Here is a 17,424-nt window from a genome sequence, read left to right as displayed (position 1 = left end):
TTGGGAAAATCCCTAAAAAAATTCCTTAAGATATTTGTACCCATTGCTTTTGGGCTGTTTTTGATTTGGTACTCTTACAACTCCACCACTCCAGAAGAACGAAAACAGATTATCCATTATATTTCCAATGCCAGCCCATTTTGGGTAGGGGTTTCCGTGATTATTGGGATTTTGAGCCATATTTCGAGGGCGGTTCGCTGGAAATACCTCTTGAAACCCATGGGATACAGGCCCAAAACCGTCAACACCATATTTATTGTCCTTATATCCTATTTTGCCAACTTAGGGATTCCACGTTCTGGCGAAATACTTAGGGCAACCGCGCTTACCACTTACGAAAATGTCCCTTTTGAAAAAGGGTTCGGGACCATCGTCACCGAAAGGGTCATCGATCTTTTGATGCTTCTGATCATCATCATGATCACCTTGGTGCTTCAAACCGACTTTATCCTTGGTTTCTTGGAAGAAAAAGGAGTAAACATCATCGGTGCCATCGGAATATTGTTCGTAGGCATTGTAGGCCTGTTTTTGGGATCGTTCATTATCCGTAAATCCCAATCACCCTTGGCGATAAAGCTAAAAGGATTTTTAAACGGTCTAAAAGATGGCGTGCTCAGTGTTTTTAAAATGAAGAACAAATGGCCGTTCATCCTCCATACGCTCTTTATATGGATTGCCTATTTTGGCATGTTCTGGGTTATAAAACACACCGTTGAAGAAACCATTCCCCTATCCTTGGGGGAATTATTGGTTGCCTTTGTGGCAGGAGCCTTCGCCATGTCCACAACCAACGGTGGAATCGGTCTTTACCCTATTGCTGTGAGTGCTGCCTTGGGCATTTACGGAATAAGCTCGGTTTCTGGAGATGCATTTGGGTGGATCATGTGGATTGCACAAACCTTCATGGTCGTAGTTTTTGGCACAATATCATTCATTGTATTACCGTTATTGAATAGAAATCGGTAAGCCCTAACCGCATAAAACTTAACCAATGAAAAAATGTCTATTTCTACTGATAGGCTTCACGTGCTTGAACCTAGGTGCCCAAGTAAAAAAGGAGATTTTTGAATCCTTCAAACTACAAGAGCGAAGAGATGTATCCTATTATTTCCCAGAAGATTACACCGAAGGAAAAACATATCCGCTCATTGTGGTTTTGGATGCGGAATACCTATTCGACCTTGTTGTGGCCAACGTAAAATTCCAAAGTAGGTTCGACCGTATGCCCGAAGCAATCGTAGTAGGCGTTCATCAATTACAAAACGACCTAAGATGGGAAGATTGTGCATACGAAGATGTATCGGGCCTTCCGACCGAGAAAGGTAAAATGTTCTACGAATTTTTAGGCACGGAACTGATTCCCTATTTAGAGACCAGCTACAATATAGCACCCTTCAAAATGTTTGTGGGGTACGATATCACCGCTAATTTTGGTAATTATTATTTGTTCAAAGAAAGCTCTCTTTTCAATTCTTATATCAGCATATCCCCAGTATTGGCGGCTGAAATGGAAAGCAGGGTTCCTGCTCGTTTATCTGAACTGGACCAAGTGGTTTTTTACAATTTGATTGTGGAAAAGCAACCCTCCGACGATAGACAGCGTATCCTTCAAATGAACAACAGCATCAATTCCATAACCAAAGAATCACTGCATTACTTTTTTGATGAATATCAAAATGCCGACCACACTTCCATTGCCGCTTATGGCATAAGCAAAGCTTTTGATAATGTGTTCAGTATCTTCCGACCCATCACACCTGCAGAATACAAATCAGACATTCTTACTTCTGAAGAACCCGTTTTCAGCTATTTGGAGAACCGGTACCAAACCATTGAAGACCTGTTCGGTTTTAAAAAACCCGTGGAGCTCAACGATATTATGGCCATTTACGCTGCCTGTCTGAAAAAAGAAGACTATGAATCCCTGGAGCCATTGGCCGATCTTTGCAAAAAGGAATATCCCGATACCATGATGGGCTTTTATTTTGAAGCAGAGTACTATGAGTTTATAGGAGAGCCAAAAAAAGCCTTTAAAACGTTTGAAAAAGCCTTTCAATTGGAAGAAATCGACTTTTTGACCAAGGATTTGGCCCTCAAAAAAATTGATGCCCTCAAAGCGGACTTCGGGTATTAGAATTCCAGATAATTGGATTGATGGTTGGAGCTAGACTCGTGCCCCGGCTAGGAACAGAGTTTGATTTATAGCATACTTTGATAACCAAAATCCATTTGGAAAGATTACTCATTACAAACTAATAATGTGCCATTCTTTTTCACCCGAATGGTATATGGTCAAGGTTTTAAACCCTATGGCCGCATGCGCCGCCAAAGACCTCTTATTTTTTCCATCCACTTCGGTAATAAGGGTATCAAAACCTTTGGGTAATTTTTCTTTCATGGTTTGATACAGCTTTCGGAAAACACCTTTGCCCCGATGACTTTTGCCCACGCAGATTTGTCCCATCACCATATATTTTTTTAGGTTATCCTTGAACGCACCATCAATTTCTTTGAACATAGGTCGTAGCACTTCAATCTCATCAGCAAATTTGGGATGCATACATAGGGCATACCCCACAACTTGATTACCCTCCATAGCAATGATATGTCCGCACATATCGTTCATTGTTTTGAGAACCTCCAACGTATGTTCCACTGTGACGAAACCCTCTTTGCTCCTTTCTTCGGAACTCAAATTTTGAGATAAATTTTGCTGTTGAAGAACCAGAATCTGTTGTAGTTCTTCCAAGGTACTAGCTTGTTTGTAGCTGATCATTTATTCCACTTTAAGCCATTTTTTTTGTTGTTCCAGTATTTTTTTTGATGGTTTTCCACCTTTTTCTTCCATTAAACCAAAAGTATAATCTGGACTGGGGGTTAAAATTAGTTTGGTGATCTTTTCCTTTCCGTATCTCGTGAATTTTACCTGCAATGCTTCTCCTAAGCTGAATTGCTTCAGGTAATCGTCAAAAGATTGGTCTTCCGTAAAAGGTTTGTCATTGATATGTAGTATAACATCACCATTGTCCAAACCAGCTTCATAAGCAGGACTGCCCGTCTTTGTGTTTCTGAGAATCATATAGCCTGATTTATCAGCACTCATGGAAACATACGCCCCAAAATATGGTGAAGCTTCAGGTTGTTCCAAAACAACGCCCACAGATTCCATTAGCGATTTATAATCGGGCATATTGCTTTTGTAGATGTAATTGTTGAAGAAATCATCTCCAAATGCGTCTCCCGCATACTCGTTCAAGGCATCATGAAGATTTTGGATGGTATACGGAATTTCGGTTGCACCGTATTTGTTCCAAACCAGTTTCATAAAATCATCCAGATTCAGTCCTTTTTCCCTTAAAGAAAGATCCAGAGCCAAAGCTAGAACACTTCCGTAGGAATAATAGGAAATAAACATATTCTCGCGATTAACCGGGTCTACCGAGGTGGCAGCATCCACAAATGGAGCTTGGAAACTCATTTCAATAGGATTGAAGAACTGCCGTGCAGGAGAATTCCAAACATAGTTAAAGGTTCCCGCCAAACCTTCCACATATTCTTTGGGCGAAATAAGTGCTGCCCTACACAAAATCAAATTGGTGTAGTAACTGGTAAAGCCTTCGGCAAACCAAAGGGCACCGCTCATATTGGCCGCCTCAAAGTCAAAAGGCTCCAAACTTTTGGGGCGAATGCGCTCCACGTTCCAAGCATGGAAAAATTCGTGCGATACCGTACCAATATTCCGTTGCATTCCGCCATCGGCCAAACTCCGGGTACTCGTTAAAATAGTGGAATTTCGATGCTCCATTCCATCTCCCGAGGCATTGGGGATGTAACATGCAAGGAAGGTGTAGTTTCCATAATCAAAATTGGGCAGTTCACCATATACTTCTTTCTCCGCCAGCACTATTTTCTTCACTTTTTCAAAATATGTGTCAGCCTCTTCCTCGGTTCCATTGTGATGGAGTGCAAGGTTTATGGTTTTTCCATCAACCTCAAAAGACCTTAACATATAATTGCTTATTTCCGTTGGGCTATCCATAAAATAATAGAGGTTCGGGGCCGAATATGTGGTGCCCGAAACCAAAGGGAGTTGTGTGGCCACCTTCCAATTCAGATCTTCCCGAACATTAAAGGTCACCTCTATTTTGCGCTCGCTCAAATCGGGAGCGAACATAAATGTGGCAGGAATGTTCAAATGTGCATGTGTTTCATCCACTTGGGAATAGGTGCCCCCACCCCGGTTGGCAAACAAAATATATTTAATGTTGATGGTGCCGTCGTGCCCGCTTACTTCCCATGCATAGGGGTTGGGACGGTTTATGGTTAATACGTTTCCTTTACTGTCGGTAGCTTCAAAACCGTAGACGTTTTTCCCGAACTCGTGCAGTGCATATCGGCCAGGAGAAGTTCGGCTCATTCGAAACTCCACATTATCCGAGGTTAAATCGGGAAAAGTAGCTTGGATAACGGCTTCGTGATGGACGGCATTGTCAAAGGAAATTTTGTAAGTATTCATTTGGGCCGTCATCCACAGCCCGGTAAATAGTGCTAGAAAAGAAAGGGTAAATTTCATTTTTGGTAATGGTTTAAGAGCAACTAATATACTGTTTAATCAGCGTAAGTGCTACATTTGTGTTATCGAGAAATTTCCCAAAAAGCTGAAGGCTAAATTGCTAAGACGCATGGAAAACAATGCAATGTGAAGTTTTTTAAGCATGGTAGACTGATTGATTTTTCTTCCAACGACTATGTGGGAATGGCTGGAAATGAAGAGCTAGAGCAAAATACGTTGGATTTGCTCAAAAAATATATGAAAGCATGAAAACAGAATTTTACACTTTAGGCTCGTTTGAGTTTCCTGCCGATGCCGTGGTGATAAAAGGCAAGCTGGAGGCCGAGGGAATCGCTGTGTTTTTAAAAGATGAAAACACCATTAATTCCGACCCTTTGATCAGTGCTGCCCTTGGAGGAGTAAAACTTCAGGTGTATTCCAGTGATAAAGAACGGGCCAAGGATATTTTTGATGAAATTCGTAACTATGCTACGGACGATTTTGGCAATCCGGTGGTCTGCCCCAATTGCAAGGCAACCAAATCGGAAATTTATTACTCCCGGAGCACCGTCTTCTATAAACTGTTTCCTTTCTTTGAGCCCAGAAAGTACCAATGCATGAAATGCAATTTTATTACAAGGCCCCAAAAATAAAAGTATTTGTTGCAGGAATCTCAACGGAAGTCGGGAAACCGGTCGTTGATCCCACTAACTATGCCTTGAATACACCCATGGGTCCTGAGTCCCCATGCGGCTGCGTATATTGATGGAATTACTATTGACCTGGGTAAAATAATGGAACCCAAGACCAATAACCATTTGGTGATTGAAGGTGCAGGAGGTTTGCTCGTACCCTTGAAAGATACCGACACTATTTTTGACCTGATCCAACCCGATTACAAAGTAATTGTGGTGTCACGACATTATCTGGGGAGCATCAATCACACCTTGTTGACGATTGAAAAGTTACAGCAAAAGAATCTTGAGATCGGCATCATTTCAGTGGTGTTTAACACCCTACAACCGAGGAAGTCACCCTAAAAAAACAAAGGTTATCTTTTTGGGGAGAATCAACGAAGAGCCTTGCTTTGATAAGGTGGTAATTCTGGAATATGCGACCAAGTTTGAGCATGCTCTTCTTCATTTTTAATCAGTAGTGTCCGATAAAACTTTTTAAAAGCGGGATTTCCAAGAAGGATTTCCCGCTTATTCATATCTTTTTTTTACCACAAAACTCGATACATGAACAAAAGTAACAACTTTAGCGGGCAGCCTGTGATCAAACAACTATTAAGGTTGCTCCCTCCGGGCACGATTGCCCGGACAGTGAACCTGCAAACAGTGATAGGTACTATAAGCGGTTCAAGACCTACAATCATTTGGCAACGATGCTCTATGCGACCTTGGGCGGGGTAAGTTTCTTAAGGGAACTTTCCACTGTACTATTGGCCCGTGAAGGCAGGATTGGACATTTGAACCTAAAACATTTTCCAAAGCGCAGTACATTGTCCGATGCCAACAAGAACCGTAGCAGCGAGGTCTTCGCCAACATCCATTACTCGCTGTTCGACAGGTATCGTTCGTTTTTATCGGACAGCAGTCAATTGGAAGTGTTCATTAAAAGTAAGTGGCTTTTTATAACCGTTGATAGATAAGTCCACGACCAACAGTAGCGGTTAATTCATAATGCTTTTTTAGGTAAGCATCAATATAGGTATTGTATTCCACCAATTTTTTATCAAAAATTTTCTTGCCCTCCCTAGCTACCAAGACTTTGGGCCGGACAACGTCCATGATGTACTTTAATTCTTCAATACCGGTTTTTCTCGGGTTATCCATGTACGGAAATAACTCTTCACGGGTAATATTGCTCGGGTGCGTAGCGGCTTTGGTAGGCGGATTTACTCCCAGCACCCAATATCCAATATGGTATTCAGTAAAAAAAATGTTCTTTGTTTCAAGCTCATGTTCCAAAATATATCTCGGAACATCAATGCCCTCTCCATTGTAAAAAGACGCTTTTTGTACCTTATTTGAAATGATGTTGGCATATTCCAGATAAGATTCCATGGGGATTAAAATCAGTAAGGCAATAACCAAAGGCCGATACTTTTCCGTGATAAGGGGCAGTTTGGCCACAGCCATTGCCAAGGGAATCAGAACAAAAGGATACAACTGGATTAAATAATGTCCGTTCACTTTGCCGGCTTGGATATAAGAAAGGAGGATACCGACCACGACCACGATCAATAGTCGTATTTGTTTTGATTTTCGATCAATTAATTTAAAATAATAGCCTGACCCTAAAAGTATGGCTATAGTCCCAACATAAGGCAATGTTTTCCAAGGAGAATGAAATTTACCTTCAGAATAGGCCAAGGGAGCTTCGACAATGGATTTCCACCAAATATCAGATTCACCTTGAAGATAATAAGGAAGAAGCGTGAGAAGGACGGTGGTCAAAAACCCGATTCCCATAAAGATCAAGTATTTAATATTTGTCCAAATCTGCTTTTTGTGAAGACCCTCCCAAAAAAAATATAGACCCAAACATAGAACGGGATAGGCCATGTTCAGTTTGGTCATTACCGAAAGTCCCAACAAAAGCCCTGCAGTAAAAAACCATTTTCCCTCTTCTTTTAAAAAAAGAATAAACAGGGCGGCCACAAAAAAGAGCGTACAAATATGCTCGGACATTACACCTTGCAAACTACCGAACAGGCTTTGGAAAAAAACACAGAAAATGGCCGCCCAAAACGCAACTTTTTTGGAAGTGATCTTTGTTGCGATTCCATAGGTGAACAAAGCTGTTAGAGCAACCATGAACGAGCCAAAAAGCCGGATGGCAAAGAAGCTTTTTCCAAATAGTTTAATAATGGCGGCAAAATATAGGAAGGTAATCGGTGGTTTTAGGTCCCACAATTGGATGTACGGTAAATATCCGTTGACCCAAGATTGCCCCATAAGAATAAAAGTGCTCTCGTCTCGATCTATGTAATCCCTAAAAAAGAACGGAAAACGAATAAAAACCGATACTACTAACAAAATAAAAAGGACCCTTTTCCAATCAAGAATTTTTAAGCTAAAGGAGCGGAATTTTTTAAGCACGGTCGTATTAAGCTTTTTGGCCATTAATTATCATCTTCGCAATATAGATAAATTTGAATGTTTTTGAGAGATTCCGAAGCATTTGAAAAATTATCGGAAGGAGATAAAAATATCTTTGACCCAACATAGGACACGTTATAAAGAGAACATTTTTAATGATCTCTTTTTATTTTAGGCAGCCACTAACTGGAGATATGCTTGTTTTAATTTTTTCATTACAATTTCTAGTTCTTCTTCATTTAGATGCCCAAATCCAAAACGGATGGCGCAGGTATTTTTATTTTGATAGAGAATGGTTTTGGGCAAGAATAAATCCAACAGCTCTGCTTCTTCGGCTAATTTTACCAATGATATGGGTGTTCTAAATTGTAACCACATGGCAAGTCCTCCAGAAGGTATTTGCCAATCAAGGATGGTGTTGAAATGTTGATTTAATAAACCGCATAAAACTTCTCTGCGTTGTTTGTAAGTAACGATATTTTTTTTCTTGAGCCGGTATATTTCGCCTTCAGATATCAGCTCAGAAAGCATTTGTTCCTGTATTAAGTCTCCCTGTGTGTCCAATAATTGCAAATAATTTTTGGCTTCGGTAATTACCTGTTCTGGAGCCACGACAAAACCCGTATGAAAACTCGGAAATAAAGACTGGCCCAGTTTGCCCAAATAAATAACGTTTCCATCGGCATCTGCACTTGCCATGGGCAACATGGAGGATCCATCGAACTGAAAGTCATGGTCAAAATCGTCCTCGATTATGGCAAAACCACAGGTTTTGGCCAATTCCAGTAACAGCAACCTTCTTTTAGTGCTTAAAGTTATTGTTGTTGGATAGTCCCTGTTGGAGCATACATAGATGCAACGAATGTTCTCAGGTATAAAATGTTCATATATGTACCCAATATCCAAACCTTCGTCATCTACGGGCACAGTTTTTATTTTAGCCCCCGCTTGCTGAAATATCATATTGGCCACATAATTGCTCAGTTGTCCAACCAGCACCAAATCACCCGGATTAATTAGCACCTGTGAAACGATGTATAGGCTCATTTCCGTACTACGTGTATTCAATACATTGGATGGTTTAATATGGAAACCCCGAGTTACATTTAAGTAGTTGCAAAGTTGTGTGCTAAAAACGGAAGGGACTAAAGCACTTGTTTTGTTCCATTTGTTGATCAGAGGCTTTCGTTTCATTGCAGCGCTATACCACCTGGAAAATTGGTGCACCAGATGCAGTCTTAAATCAGGCTTACCATCATTTATGGAATATTTGGCAGTGGTCTCCTCTTTGGTAGATGCTAGATTAAAGGATTGTTGGAACAGGAACCCTGGAACTTTTGGATACTCGTATGCTTGATTGATGTGCTGCGTACTTGCCTTGATTTTTACATTGGAATCTTCGGGAACCACCACAAAAGTTCCTTTATTGGGAATAATGTTTACCCATCCTTGGGAGGCCAATTCATCATAAATGGCCACGGCAGTATTACGATGAACATTCAATAACTCACTTAAAACCCTTGTCCCGGGTAATTTGCTGCCTTTATCCAAATAGCCTCGTTGTATGGCATTCATTATTTGTTGGGCCACTTGCACATATACAGGCTGTACTACAGATTTATCTATAGATACCAACTGGACCAACAAATCAGAAACCGGACTATTCATTGTTTTAAAAGTGGACTAGTTTAATCGTCCGGAAAGTTAGGACTTTTGCAGCATTAATTTTAAGAACTTACGTTACAAGCTTAAATAATGAAGAAATCAATTTTATTTTCTGCGATTTTACTAGTGGGTGCTTTACAAGGACAAGCACAACAAGACGATGCTGTTAAGGTAGATTCGTTAAGCGAAGTTGTGGTAACCGCAAACCGGATCAACCTTCCATTTAAAGAAAATTCTAGAACTATAAACATAATCACCTCTAATGATATTAAAAATAGTGCAGCGGTTAATGTTACGGATTTATTGCAACAAGTTGCGGGCGTGGATATTAGAAGACGCGGTACAGGAGGTAGCCAAGCAGATTTGTACATAAGAGGAGGTGGTTTTGACCAAACCTTATTATTGATTGATGGCGTTAAAATGGACGATGCGCAAACGGGTCACCATACCATGAACGCCGCCTTACCATTAGAGGTTATAGAAAGAATAGAAATTATAAAGGGACCTGCGGCACGGGTTTTTGGACAAAATGCTTTTGCTGGAGCCATCAATATCATTACAAAAAAGAATTTGAATAGTTCCGTTTCCCTAAAAATAGAAGCGGGTTCTTTTGGACAATTAAATGGTAGCGTAACCGCTGGAGTGGATAAGGAAAACTCCTCTCATATAATACATGTGGGAAGGGTAACATCTGAAGGTTATAGAAATAACTCAGATTACGATAATGGCAATTACTTTTTAAAAAGCATTTTCAATAAAAATACACAGCCTATTGAAATGACAGCTACTTTCTTGGAGCGCAATTTTGGGGCTGAGAACTTTTACACCACCAATCCTACGTTTAACGAGTACGAAGAAACCCAAAACAGCCTTTTGGCGTTTTCTACCACCTTTAAGAAAAACAAGCTAAAAATACAGCCAAGAATCTATTGGAAACGTAATCAAGATTTATTTCTATTAAGAAGAAATGAACCAAGTTTTTTCAGAAACATGCATATATCTAACAAGATTGGCGTGGAAACCAATGCCTCTTATGTATCTAAATTGGGAATTACTGGTTTTGGGGTAGAACTTTCTAAAATATACCTAAGAAGCAACAACTTGGGTAACCGAAACCGTTTGATGTCCAACGTGTTTTTAGAACATCGTTTTAGCATTGCTGACAACAAGTTGGATGTTACTCCTGGCGTAGCATTAACCTATTTTTCAGATTTTAAGTTTCGTGCTTTTCCTGGATTGGATATAGGTTATGATCTCACCAATAATTTTAAGGTATATGGCAACATTGGTTACACCTATCGTATACCAACGTATACGGATTTGTTTTACAATGATCCTGTTACCAGTGGCAATGCAAATTTGGAACCAGAAGAAGCTTTTGCACAAGAATTGGGCTTAAAGTACACCACGCCTAAAGTTAATGCTGGCATCGCCGTATTTAATAGAGATGCAGACAATCTAATAGATTATGTGAGAAACAATGTTTCTGAGGATGTATTTGTGGCAACAAATATTACTGAAGTAAATACCAAAGGCTTGGAGATGGACGCTGCCTATAATTTTAGATTTAAAGATTATACCCAGACATTAAGTGTTGGCTATGCGTTTTTGGACGACAATATTTTAGATCAGAATGAAGAATTGTCGCGTTACTCTTTAAATACGCTAAAACACCAATACACCACACGCTTAAGTACGCAGTTGTTCAAAAACGTACATCAAAATATAATTTATAAATATGCAGAGCGTACAACGGGGCAAACGTATAATGTTTGGGACGCTTCATTGTCGATCAAAGTAAAGCAGACAGAGTTTACCATTACTGCAAGCAATATTTTTGATGCAGATTACATCGAGTCTGGATTTGTTCCAATGCCGCCTAGTAATTTGCTTTTCGGTCTGCGTTATAGTTTTAAATAGGCGCAACAATCCATGGGAGACCAAAAACCAAAATGGTCCAGACCTGGGCATAAAATTGAAAGGAACGAAGCGGCCAAGGAGAAAGGTAAATTGGTCTCATAGGGATAGGTGTTACGACCAATTCAAATCCTTTTATTAATTTAGTGGTTTCAAATTCCTTGAAATTTTGAAGCTGAACCTTGAACAGATACCTCGGGAGAAAACCCTTTCCAAGAAAGAGTTCATCCAAAAATATTTCAGGCCCCAAAAGCCTGTTGTAATTGAGTGCTTTATTGAGGATTGGCCGGCGTATTCCAAATGGAGCTTGGACTATGTAAAAGAGGTGGCAGGGGATAAGGAAGTTCCTTTGTATGATGATCGCCCAGTAAAACACGACGAAGGTTTTAACGAACCACACGCCAAAATGAAGCTGGCCGATTATGTGGACTTGTTGAAAAGCGGCCCCACGAAATACCGTATTTTTCTTTGGAACATATTAAGAGAAGTCCCAGAACTTCAGAAAGATTTTAAGTATCCAGATTTTGGGTTACGGCTCATGAAAGGATTGCCCATGCTTTTCTTTGGCGGGGAGGATTCGCACACCTTTATGCACTACGATATTGATTTGGCCAATATATTTCACTTTCATTTTGAGGGAAAGAAACAATGCATTCTTTTTTCCCAAGACGAGACAAAATTCCTGTACAAGATTCCACATTCTTTAATTACACGGGAGGATATCGATTTTGCTGACCCCGATCTTGATAAATGGCCCGCTTTACAATATGCCAAAGGACATATTGCACATTTGGAGCATGGAAATGTTTTGTATATACCCGAAGGGTATTGGCACCACATGAAATATATTACCCCTGGGTTTTCCATGAGTCTTAGGGCGATTGCACGAAAGCCCAAAAACCTTGGAAAAGCAGTTTACAACATTTTTGTGATGCGTCATTTTGATAACCTAATGCGTAGACTAAAAGGGCAACAATGGATTGACTGGAAGAACGAAAAGGCGGTGGAGCGAACACAAAAGCTTATGCTTCAAAGGTGATTGGATTATTTTATAAGCTCATTGGCTTTTTCATATACCAAATGGCCTTCCCAACCACGATATAGCAGATAATCGGCCAATTTTTTCTTTTTTTTCAATGGATTCTTTTCTTTGATTTGTTCCAAACGTTTTCTGGCGAGTTCATCAAAGATCTGTAGGTAATCCTCGTTATTTATTTCGGAAAGGGCACTTTTAATGTTATAAGCGGAAATATCCCTTAACTTTAGTTCTCGAATGATACGGTTTGCCCCCCACTTTTTAATACTGAACTTACCTCTGGCAAAGGCCTTGGCAAAACGCTCTTCGTTGAGGAAATTTTCCTGAATCAAATGACCCAATATTTGATCTATGGCTTCAGGAATCATGTTCATACCCTTCAACTTTTCCGTAACCTCTTTGTGGCAGCGTTCTTGGTAGGCACAGTAATGCTCCATTTTTTTTGTGGCTTCATCTATGGAGTAAAATTTTTGAGAAGAAAATCCTGAATGCATTTATGTTTATTTTTTTGATACCACAATAAACCTATCCGAAAAAGTGAGTATGGTTTTACCGTTTTCCGTTGTTGTTTCTGAATTGCCTTCTGATACAATATATTCTCCTTGAGGTAAAACGAGTTTAATTTTCCAGTCTGTTTTTGTTTGTTGTATTTTAATTTGATGGGATTCTTTGGATTTTGTGTGCCATATCGAAATCTCGTTGTCTCCTACTTTTACATTTTCCAATGAAGCAGTATCCCATTCTTTTGGCATTTGTGGTTCAATGATGATTGTTTTATTGTGTGCCAAGGGATTAATCCCAAAGAACTGGTTTACAATGGGTACTGCAAAGGCATATATGTTCCAAGCTTGGGTCATCATGCCATAGTCTGGGGAAACTTCGTAGATACTACCGGGTAGTGCGTAGCTAAAGGAACGGGACATTCTTTTTAAGTAATCGAGGGCTTGGTCGGGACGGCCGTAATTATTTTCTGCAACCGCTTGCACTCCCGTGGGCAATGTCATTACGGCACCGGTATAAGAAAACACCTTACTTCCCTTGAAGGAGCCAGAGTCATCAACAGCTGTCTCATCGCGATCAATTCCTGTGACGAACACTCCAAAAGGATTTGTAAATTGTTTTGCGTTGTCCAAAGCCACTATTGCTTTGGTAGAATCGGCTATACCCATTTCCATGGGAGTGTTTACTACCCAATTGTGGTAAAGAACAAAGGGTCTGGGCTCGTTCGACGGATTGCTCAAAATTTGTTTTTTTGTAGTTTCAAGTTCTTCAATTGCCCATGGTTTGTTGAGCGTATCTGCCCTGACCAAGGCATCTTCTATTAATTGCAGGGCCTGCTCGTCCGTTCCAATAAAATCTGCATAGGATTGAAAAGTTTCCGACCAAAATTCAGTGTTTATTTTCTCCTTTAGCTGATCCGCCAATTTCCGATACTCTCTGGCCAATTCAGTTTCGTTCAACTCTCTGGCCATAAGCGCGGCATCTGCAAAAGCTCTTTGCGTGTAAGCAGCAACATCAATCATTTCACTGTCGAGACCGTGTATTTCCATCATGCCAAAACCATCTGGAAATAGATTTTTATTGTCATCATTTTCCTCCAATAGCCATTTCAAGCCTTTTTTTATCGTTGGAAAATATTTTTCAAGAAATTCTTTATCACCGTTCCATTTATAGATTTCCCAAATCAATGATGCAAATTGAGGAGTTTCATTAATATTTCCTTTATTGAAAACAACACCGTTTGTGGACATTTCGTGAAGAATTCTTCCATTGCCATTGACCGCCATGGAAACACTGTCCAAAAGCCTGATTGTTTGCTCCACAATTTTATCTTGACCAATAGCCATATACCCTTTAAGTGCATACTCACTGTCCACTCCAAACCACCAAGGGTAGTCCGCAATCCCTGCGCCAATGCCGGTACCTGTCTCTGGCACGGTTCGCACCAACCAGTCGCAATTGTACTTCAGCCACTCAAAAGCTTGCTGTAACTGTTTGTCTGGAATGGTCAGTTTGGATTGTAGGGCCAATTGTTTGTACCGTACCTTTTTTTCTTCTGCCCTTGAGACATAGTTTGCCAAAATATCACGATATGTGTTAATGGCTTCTTCTTCCGATTGATAGGACCCAGCTACGGAAAAATTTAGAACTGTTTCCGATTCGGCAGGAATTGTAACCGCATAGGTAAGTGAGTTGGAGGCTCCATTGGGTTTAAGAATGTTGGAAAGGTTTTCAGCATCAACTGGTGTTCGGTCGGATCCAAAAACATTGTACCAAGGATTGATACTGTCTTTCACCACCCAATACGATTCTTCGAAAAAGCTGGAGTCTTTGGAGTCAATCATATTGGAGCGTTCTCCCAGCCATGTTGGCCTTAGGTTGGTGTGCCCCACAAAGTTGAGCTTTCCCTCAAAGTTTTCCTCTCCCAAGTTTTTTAGGATGAACTGTATAAAGATTCCCTGCGTCTCGTCGGGAACAAATTGAATCCGTTCAATGAGCAGTCCCTCATTTTCAAATGTATAGGTATGTTTATTGGCAAATGGATAGTTGGTAAAACTGGAGGCACTGTCCAAAGGAAGTGTACCCTGTTCGGTAGTCAGTTCCACTTCAAAGCCGTCCATCAGCTTTATGGGGTGGTTCCAGACACCTCCCATCTCGCCCTTAATGTGCCAGCCCAATGGCGGAAACCTACCATCTTGATGGCCCACCATGTACACCCTGTCTCCCGAGGTAACATAAGGAGACTTCAAGTAACTTTCTTTACCCGTTATGTTTGGGGAATCTATTAAAATACTGGTTAGTGGATGTTCGGTGGGGGTGGAACACGCCAAAATGAATAGACCTAGTATGGCGGAAAGTATTTTTCTCATGGTAGGGATGTTGAATATCAAAAATAGGGTTTTGTCGTTAACTGGTGAATACAAAAAAAGCGACCCCGTTTCTGGAGTCGCTTCTTATTATGGATGTATTGTTTTACCGTCTTTATCCTTAAAACGATATTCTAAGTACTTGTAAGCATCCCGTGGTTGGATTTTAATCCACTTTTTATAGGTTTTAAACCATTTGGAACGGATGGAAGGGAATCCTTTGGTAAGGTAAGCTGCAATAAACGGGTGTATATTCAATACAATTCCGTTGTTTTTGCGGTCTGGCTTAAGAATTCGCTCTAAATCTGACTGAATTTTGTCAATCAATACAATTGGAGCTTCAACTTCGGCTCCCGTCCCATTCGGGTTTTCCTCACTGGTTTTGATATTCATTTCCGGACGCACCCTTTGCCTTGTAATTTGTACAAGGCCGAATTTACTGGGTGGCAAAATCTTGTGTTTTGCCCTGTCGTCTTTCATTTCATCCCTAAGGTGATCAAACAATTTTCGTCTGTGGTCACCTTTGGTCATATCAATAAAATCCACCACAATGATCCCGCCCATATCGCGCAAACGCAATTGCCTTGCAATTTCGGTTGCGGCCAATAGGTTCACTTCAAGTGCGGTATCTTCTTGGTTTTTCGCCTTGTTGGAGCGGTTACCACTGTTTACATCTATTACGTGCAAAGCCTCGGTATGCTCTATAACAAGGTAAGCCCCGCGGCTCATGGAAGCTGTTCGGCCAAATGAGGTCTTGATTTGACGTTCTATCCCGAATTTTTCAAAAATCGGGGCCGAACCGGTGTACAACTTTACAATGGATTCTTTTTGAGGTGCAATTTCATGCAAATAATCCTTGATCTGGTTGTAGAGTGTTTCTTCATCAACGTGAATTCCGGTAAAGGAATCGTTGAAGACATCCCTAAGGATGGATGACGCCCTGTTCAGTTCCACCAAAACTTTGGATGGATGTGACGCCCGCTGCAATTTCTTGCACATGTTTGTCCATTTGGAAAACAAATTCTGTAGATCTTTGTCCAGTTCTGCAACCTTTTTGCCTTCTGCTACGGTACGTATGATTACTCCAAATCCCTTGGGCTTAATACTTTTTACAAGCCTTATAAGTCTGTCCTTTTCCTCTTTGCTCGCTATTTTTTGGGATACCGAGACTCTATCGGAAAAAGGCACCATGACCAAAAATCGCCCGGCTATGGAAAGCTCGGAGCTTATTCTTGGTCCCTTTGTTGATATGGGCTCTTTTACTATTTGTACCAGTAGTGACTGATTGGCTTTTAGCACATCGTTGATGCTGCCATTCTTGTCAATGTCTTTTTCAAATGGAAAATTTTTCAGGGAGTAATCTTTTAGTTTCCCTGTTCTAGCTTGTTTAATGAATTTTAACATGGAAGACAGTTGCGGGCCCAGGTCATGGTAGTGCAGGAACGCATCTTTTTCATAACCTACATTAACAAATGCTGCATTTAGGCCTGTAACGGGTTTTCTGATCTTGGCTAGGAAGATATCCCCTACGGAAAAGTTATTGTTGTCTTCTTCTTTGTGTAATTCTACTAATTTTCCATCCTTTAGTAAGGCAAAATCGACTGCATCGGGCGTAGATCTTACTATTAATTCTCTATTCACCTGAATCGATTTTTATTTATCCCACATGAATTTTGGGATAAATGATTAAACAATATATAGTATCGGTTATTTTTCGAACCGATTGAAATTCGTTTCTTGAATCTCTATGTCAAAGAACGTGATAGGGTAAAACGAAAAAGTAGTTGAAACAACTACTTTTTCTTGTGTCGGTTAGCTCTTCTGCGTTTCTTGCGCTTGTGCGTGGCTACCTTATGTCTTTTTCTTTTCTTTCCACTCGGCATATGGCTCTTGCTTTAGTGTTGTTAATTATATTATTTTACTTGTACGTTTGTCTTTACGCCTTCCACAAAAACTTTGGCCGGCTTAAATGCAGGAATATTGTGTGCAGGAATTTTAATGGTAGTGTTCTTAGAGATATTTCTACCTGTCTTTTCCGCTCTGGTCTTGATGATAAAACTACCAAAACCTCTTAAATAAACATTATCACCATTCTCCAAGGATGATTTTACCTCTTCCATAAAGGATTCTACTGTCGCTTGCACATCTCCTTTTTCAATACCTAGTTTTTCTGAGATCCTAGTTACAATATCTGCTTTCGTCATTACTTCTAATTAATTTTCTAATTTTTTTCGGCTTGCAAATATAAACATTAAAATTAATCTTTCCCTTTAACCCTTT

The 17,424-nt window shown here is 40.3% G+C and carries 16 protein-coding genes; 7 read left to right on the top strand and 9 right to left on the bottom strand.

Annotation, left to right across the window (positions count from 1 at the left end):
- Positions 1-966, top strand: coding sequence for a lysylphosphatidylglycerol synthase transmembrane domain-containing protein (locus tag AC13CC_RS02255; protein WP_293165790.1), 966 nt, complete (start codon positions 1-3; stop codon positions 964-966).
- 25 nt (positions 967-991) lie between these two features.
- Complete coding sequence (locus AC13CC_RS02250; RefSeq protein ID WP_482877836.1) at positions 992-2,134, top strand: alpha/beta hydrolase; 1,143 nt, start codon at positions 992-994, stop codon at positions 2,132-2,134.
- A gap of 111 nt (positions 2,135-2,245) precedes the next feature.
- Here the strand turns inward: AC13CC_RS02250 and AC13CC_RS02245 are convergent, their stop codons facing one another.
- Both AC13CC_RS02245 and AC13CC_RS02240 read right to left on the bottom strand, forming a co-directional pair.
- Positions 2,246-2,776: a GNAT family N-acetyltransferase gene (locus AC13CC_RS02245; protein ID WP_482877835.1), complete on the bottom strand. Its 531-nt coding sequence runs from the start codon at positions 2,774-2,776 to the stop codon at positions 2,246-2,248.
- Positions 2,777-4,573, bottom strand: a complete 1,797-nt coding sequence (locus tag AC13CC_RS02240; protein ID WP_482877834.1) for a M61 family metallopeptidase — start codon at positions 4,571-4,573, stop codon at positions 2,777-2,779. It lies immediately after the preceding gene.
- 245 nt (positions 4,574-4,818) lie between these two features.
- Between AC13CC_RS02240 and AC13CC_RS02235 the strand changes: the two genes are divergently transcribed.
- On the top strand, positions 4,819-5,205 hold the full coding sequence (locus tag AC13CC_RS02235) for a putative signal transducing protein (protein WP_326277422.1): 387 nt from the start codon (positions 4,819-4,821) through the stop codon (positions 5,203-5,205).
- Between the two features lie 141 nt (positions 5,206-5,346).
- Entirely contained in the window at positions 5,347-5,592 is a 246-nt protein-coding gene (gene bioD / locus AC13CC_RS02230; protein ID WP_482877833.1) for an ATP-dependent dethiobiotin synthetase BioD, read from the top strand.
- Between the two features lie 29 nt (positions 5,593-5,621).
- On the opposite strand, the gene AC13CC_RS02225 is transcribed toward bioD, so the two are convergent.
- Entirely contained in the window at positions 5,622-5,765 is a 144-nt protein-coding gene (locus AC13CC_RS02225) for a hypothetical protein (protein WP_482877832.1), read from the bottom strand.
- 174 nt (positions 5,766-5,939) lie between these two features.
- On the opposite strand from AC13CC_RS02225, the gene AC13CC_RS02220 reads away from it, so the two are divergent.
- Positions 5,940-6,206 carry a hypothetical protein gene (locus AC13CC_RS02220; protein WP_482877831.1) on the top strand — a complete coding sequence of 89 codons (267 nt, stop codon included), beginning with the start codon at positions 5,940-5,942 and terminating at the stop codon, positions 6,204-6,206.
- Here the strand turns inward: AC13CC_RS02220 and AC13CC_RS02215 are convergent.
- Both AC13CC_RS02215 and AC13CC_RS02210 read right to left on the bottom strand, forming a co-directional pair.
- Positions 6,187-7,683: an ArnT family glycosyltransferase gene (locus tag AC13CC_RS02215; RefSeq protein ID WP_482877830.1), complete on the bottom strand. Its 1,497-nt coding sequence runs from the start codon at positions 7,681-7,683 to the stop codon at positions 6,187-6,189. The two genes, AC13CC_RS02220 and AC13CC_RS02215, sit on opposite strands and share 20 nt — an antisense overlap.
- A gap of 147 nt (positions 7,684-7,830) precedes the next feature.
- Entirely contained in the window at positions 7,831-9,327 is a 1,497-nt protein-coding gene (locus AC13CC_RS02210) for an aminotransferase-like domain-containing protein (RefSeq protein WP_482877829.1), read from the bottom strand.
- An 87-nt stretch (positions 9,328-9,414) separates the two neighbouring features.
- On the opposite strand from AC13CC_RS02210, the gene AC13CC_RS02205 reads away from it, so the two are divergent.
- Both AC13CC_RS02205 and AC13CC_RS02200 read left to right on the top strand, forming a co-directional pair.
- Positions 9,415-11,244: a TonB-dependent receptor plug domain-containing protein gene (locus tag AC13CC_RS02205; protein WP_482877828.1), complete on the top strand. Its 1,830-nt coding sequence runs from the start codon at positions 9,415-9,417 to the stop codon at positions 11,242-11,244.
- 166 nt (positions 11,245-11,410) lie between these two features.
- The gene (locus tag AC13CC_RS02200) at positions 11,411-12,280 is read left to right on the top strand and encodes a cupin-like domain-containing protein (protein ID WP_326277426.1); all 870 of its coding nucleotides are present in this window, start codon (positions 11,411-11,413) and stop codon (positions 12,278-12,280) included.
- A gap of 5 nt (positions 12,281-12,285) precedes the next feature.
- On the opposite strand, the gene AC13CC_RS02195 is transcribed toward AC13CC_RS02200, so the two are convergent.
- The 4 genes from AC13CC_RS02195 to AC13CC_RS02180 form a co-directional block, all read right to left on the bottom strand.
- On the bottom strand, positions 12,286-12,771 hold the full coding sequence (locus tag AC13CC_RS02195; RefSeq protein WP_326277427.1) for a regulatory protein RecX: 486 nt from the start codon (positions 12,769-12,771) through the stop codon (positions 12,286-12,288).
- 6 nt (positions 12,772-12,777) lie between these two features.
- Positions 12,778-15,147, bottom strand: coding sequence for an alpha-L-rhamnosidase-related protein (locus AC13CC_RS02190; protein ID WP_482877827.1), 2,370 nt, complete (start codon positions 15,145-15,147; stop codon positions 12,778-12,780).
- A gap of 87 nt (positions 15,148-15,234) precedes the next feature.
- The gene (locus tag AC13CC_RS02185; RefSeq protein ID WP_326277429.1) at positions 15,235-16,785 is read right to left on the bottom strand and encodes a ribonuclease E/G; all 1,551 of its coding nucleotides are present in this window, start codon (positions 16,783-16,785) and stop codon (positions 15,235-15,237) included.
- A 272-nt stretch (positions 16,786-17,057) separates the two neighbouring features.
- Positions 17,058-17,348 (bottom strand): HU family DNA-binding protein, encoded by a 291-nt coding sequence (locus AC13CC_RS02180; RefSeq protein ID WP_014032385.1) that lies wholly within the window; start codon positions 17,346-17,348, stop codon positions 17,058-17,060.
- Positions 17,349-17,424: the final 76 nt, after the last annotated feature.

The sequence above is a fragment of the Flagellimonas sp. L-11 genome, from assembly GCF_056857735.1.
This window is presented reverse-complemented; position numbering and strand designations above follow the sequence as displayed.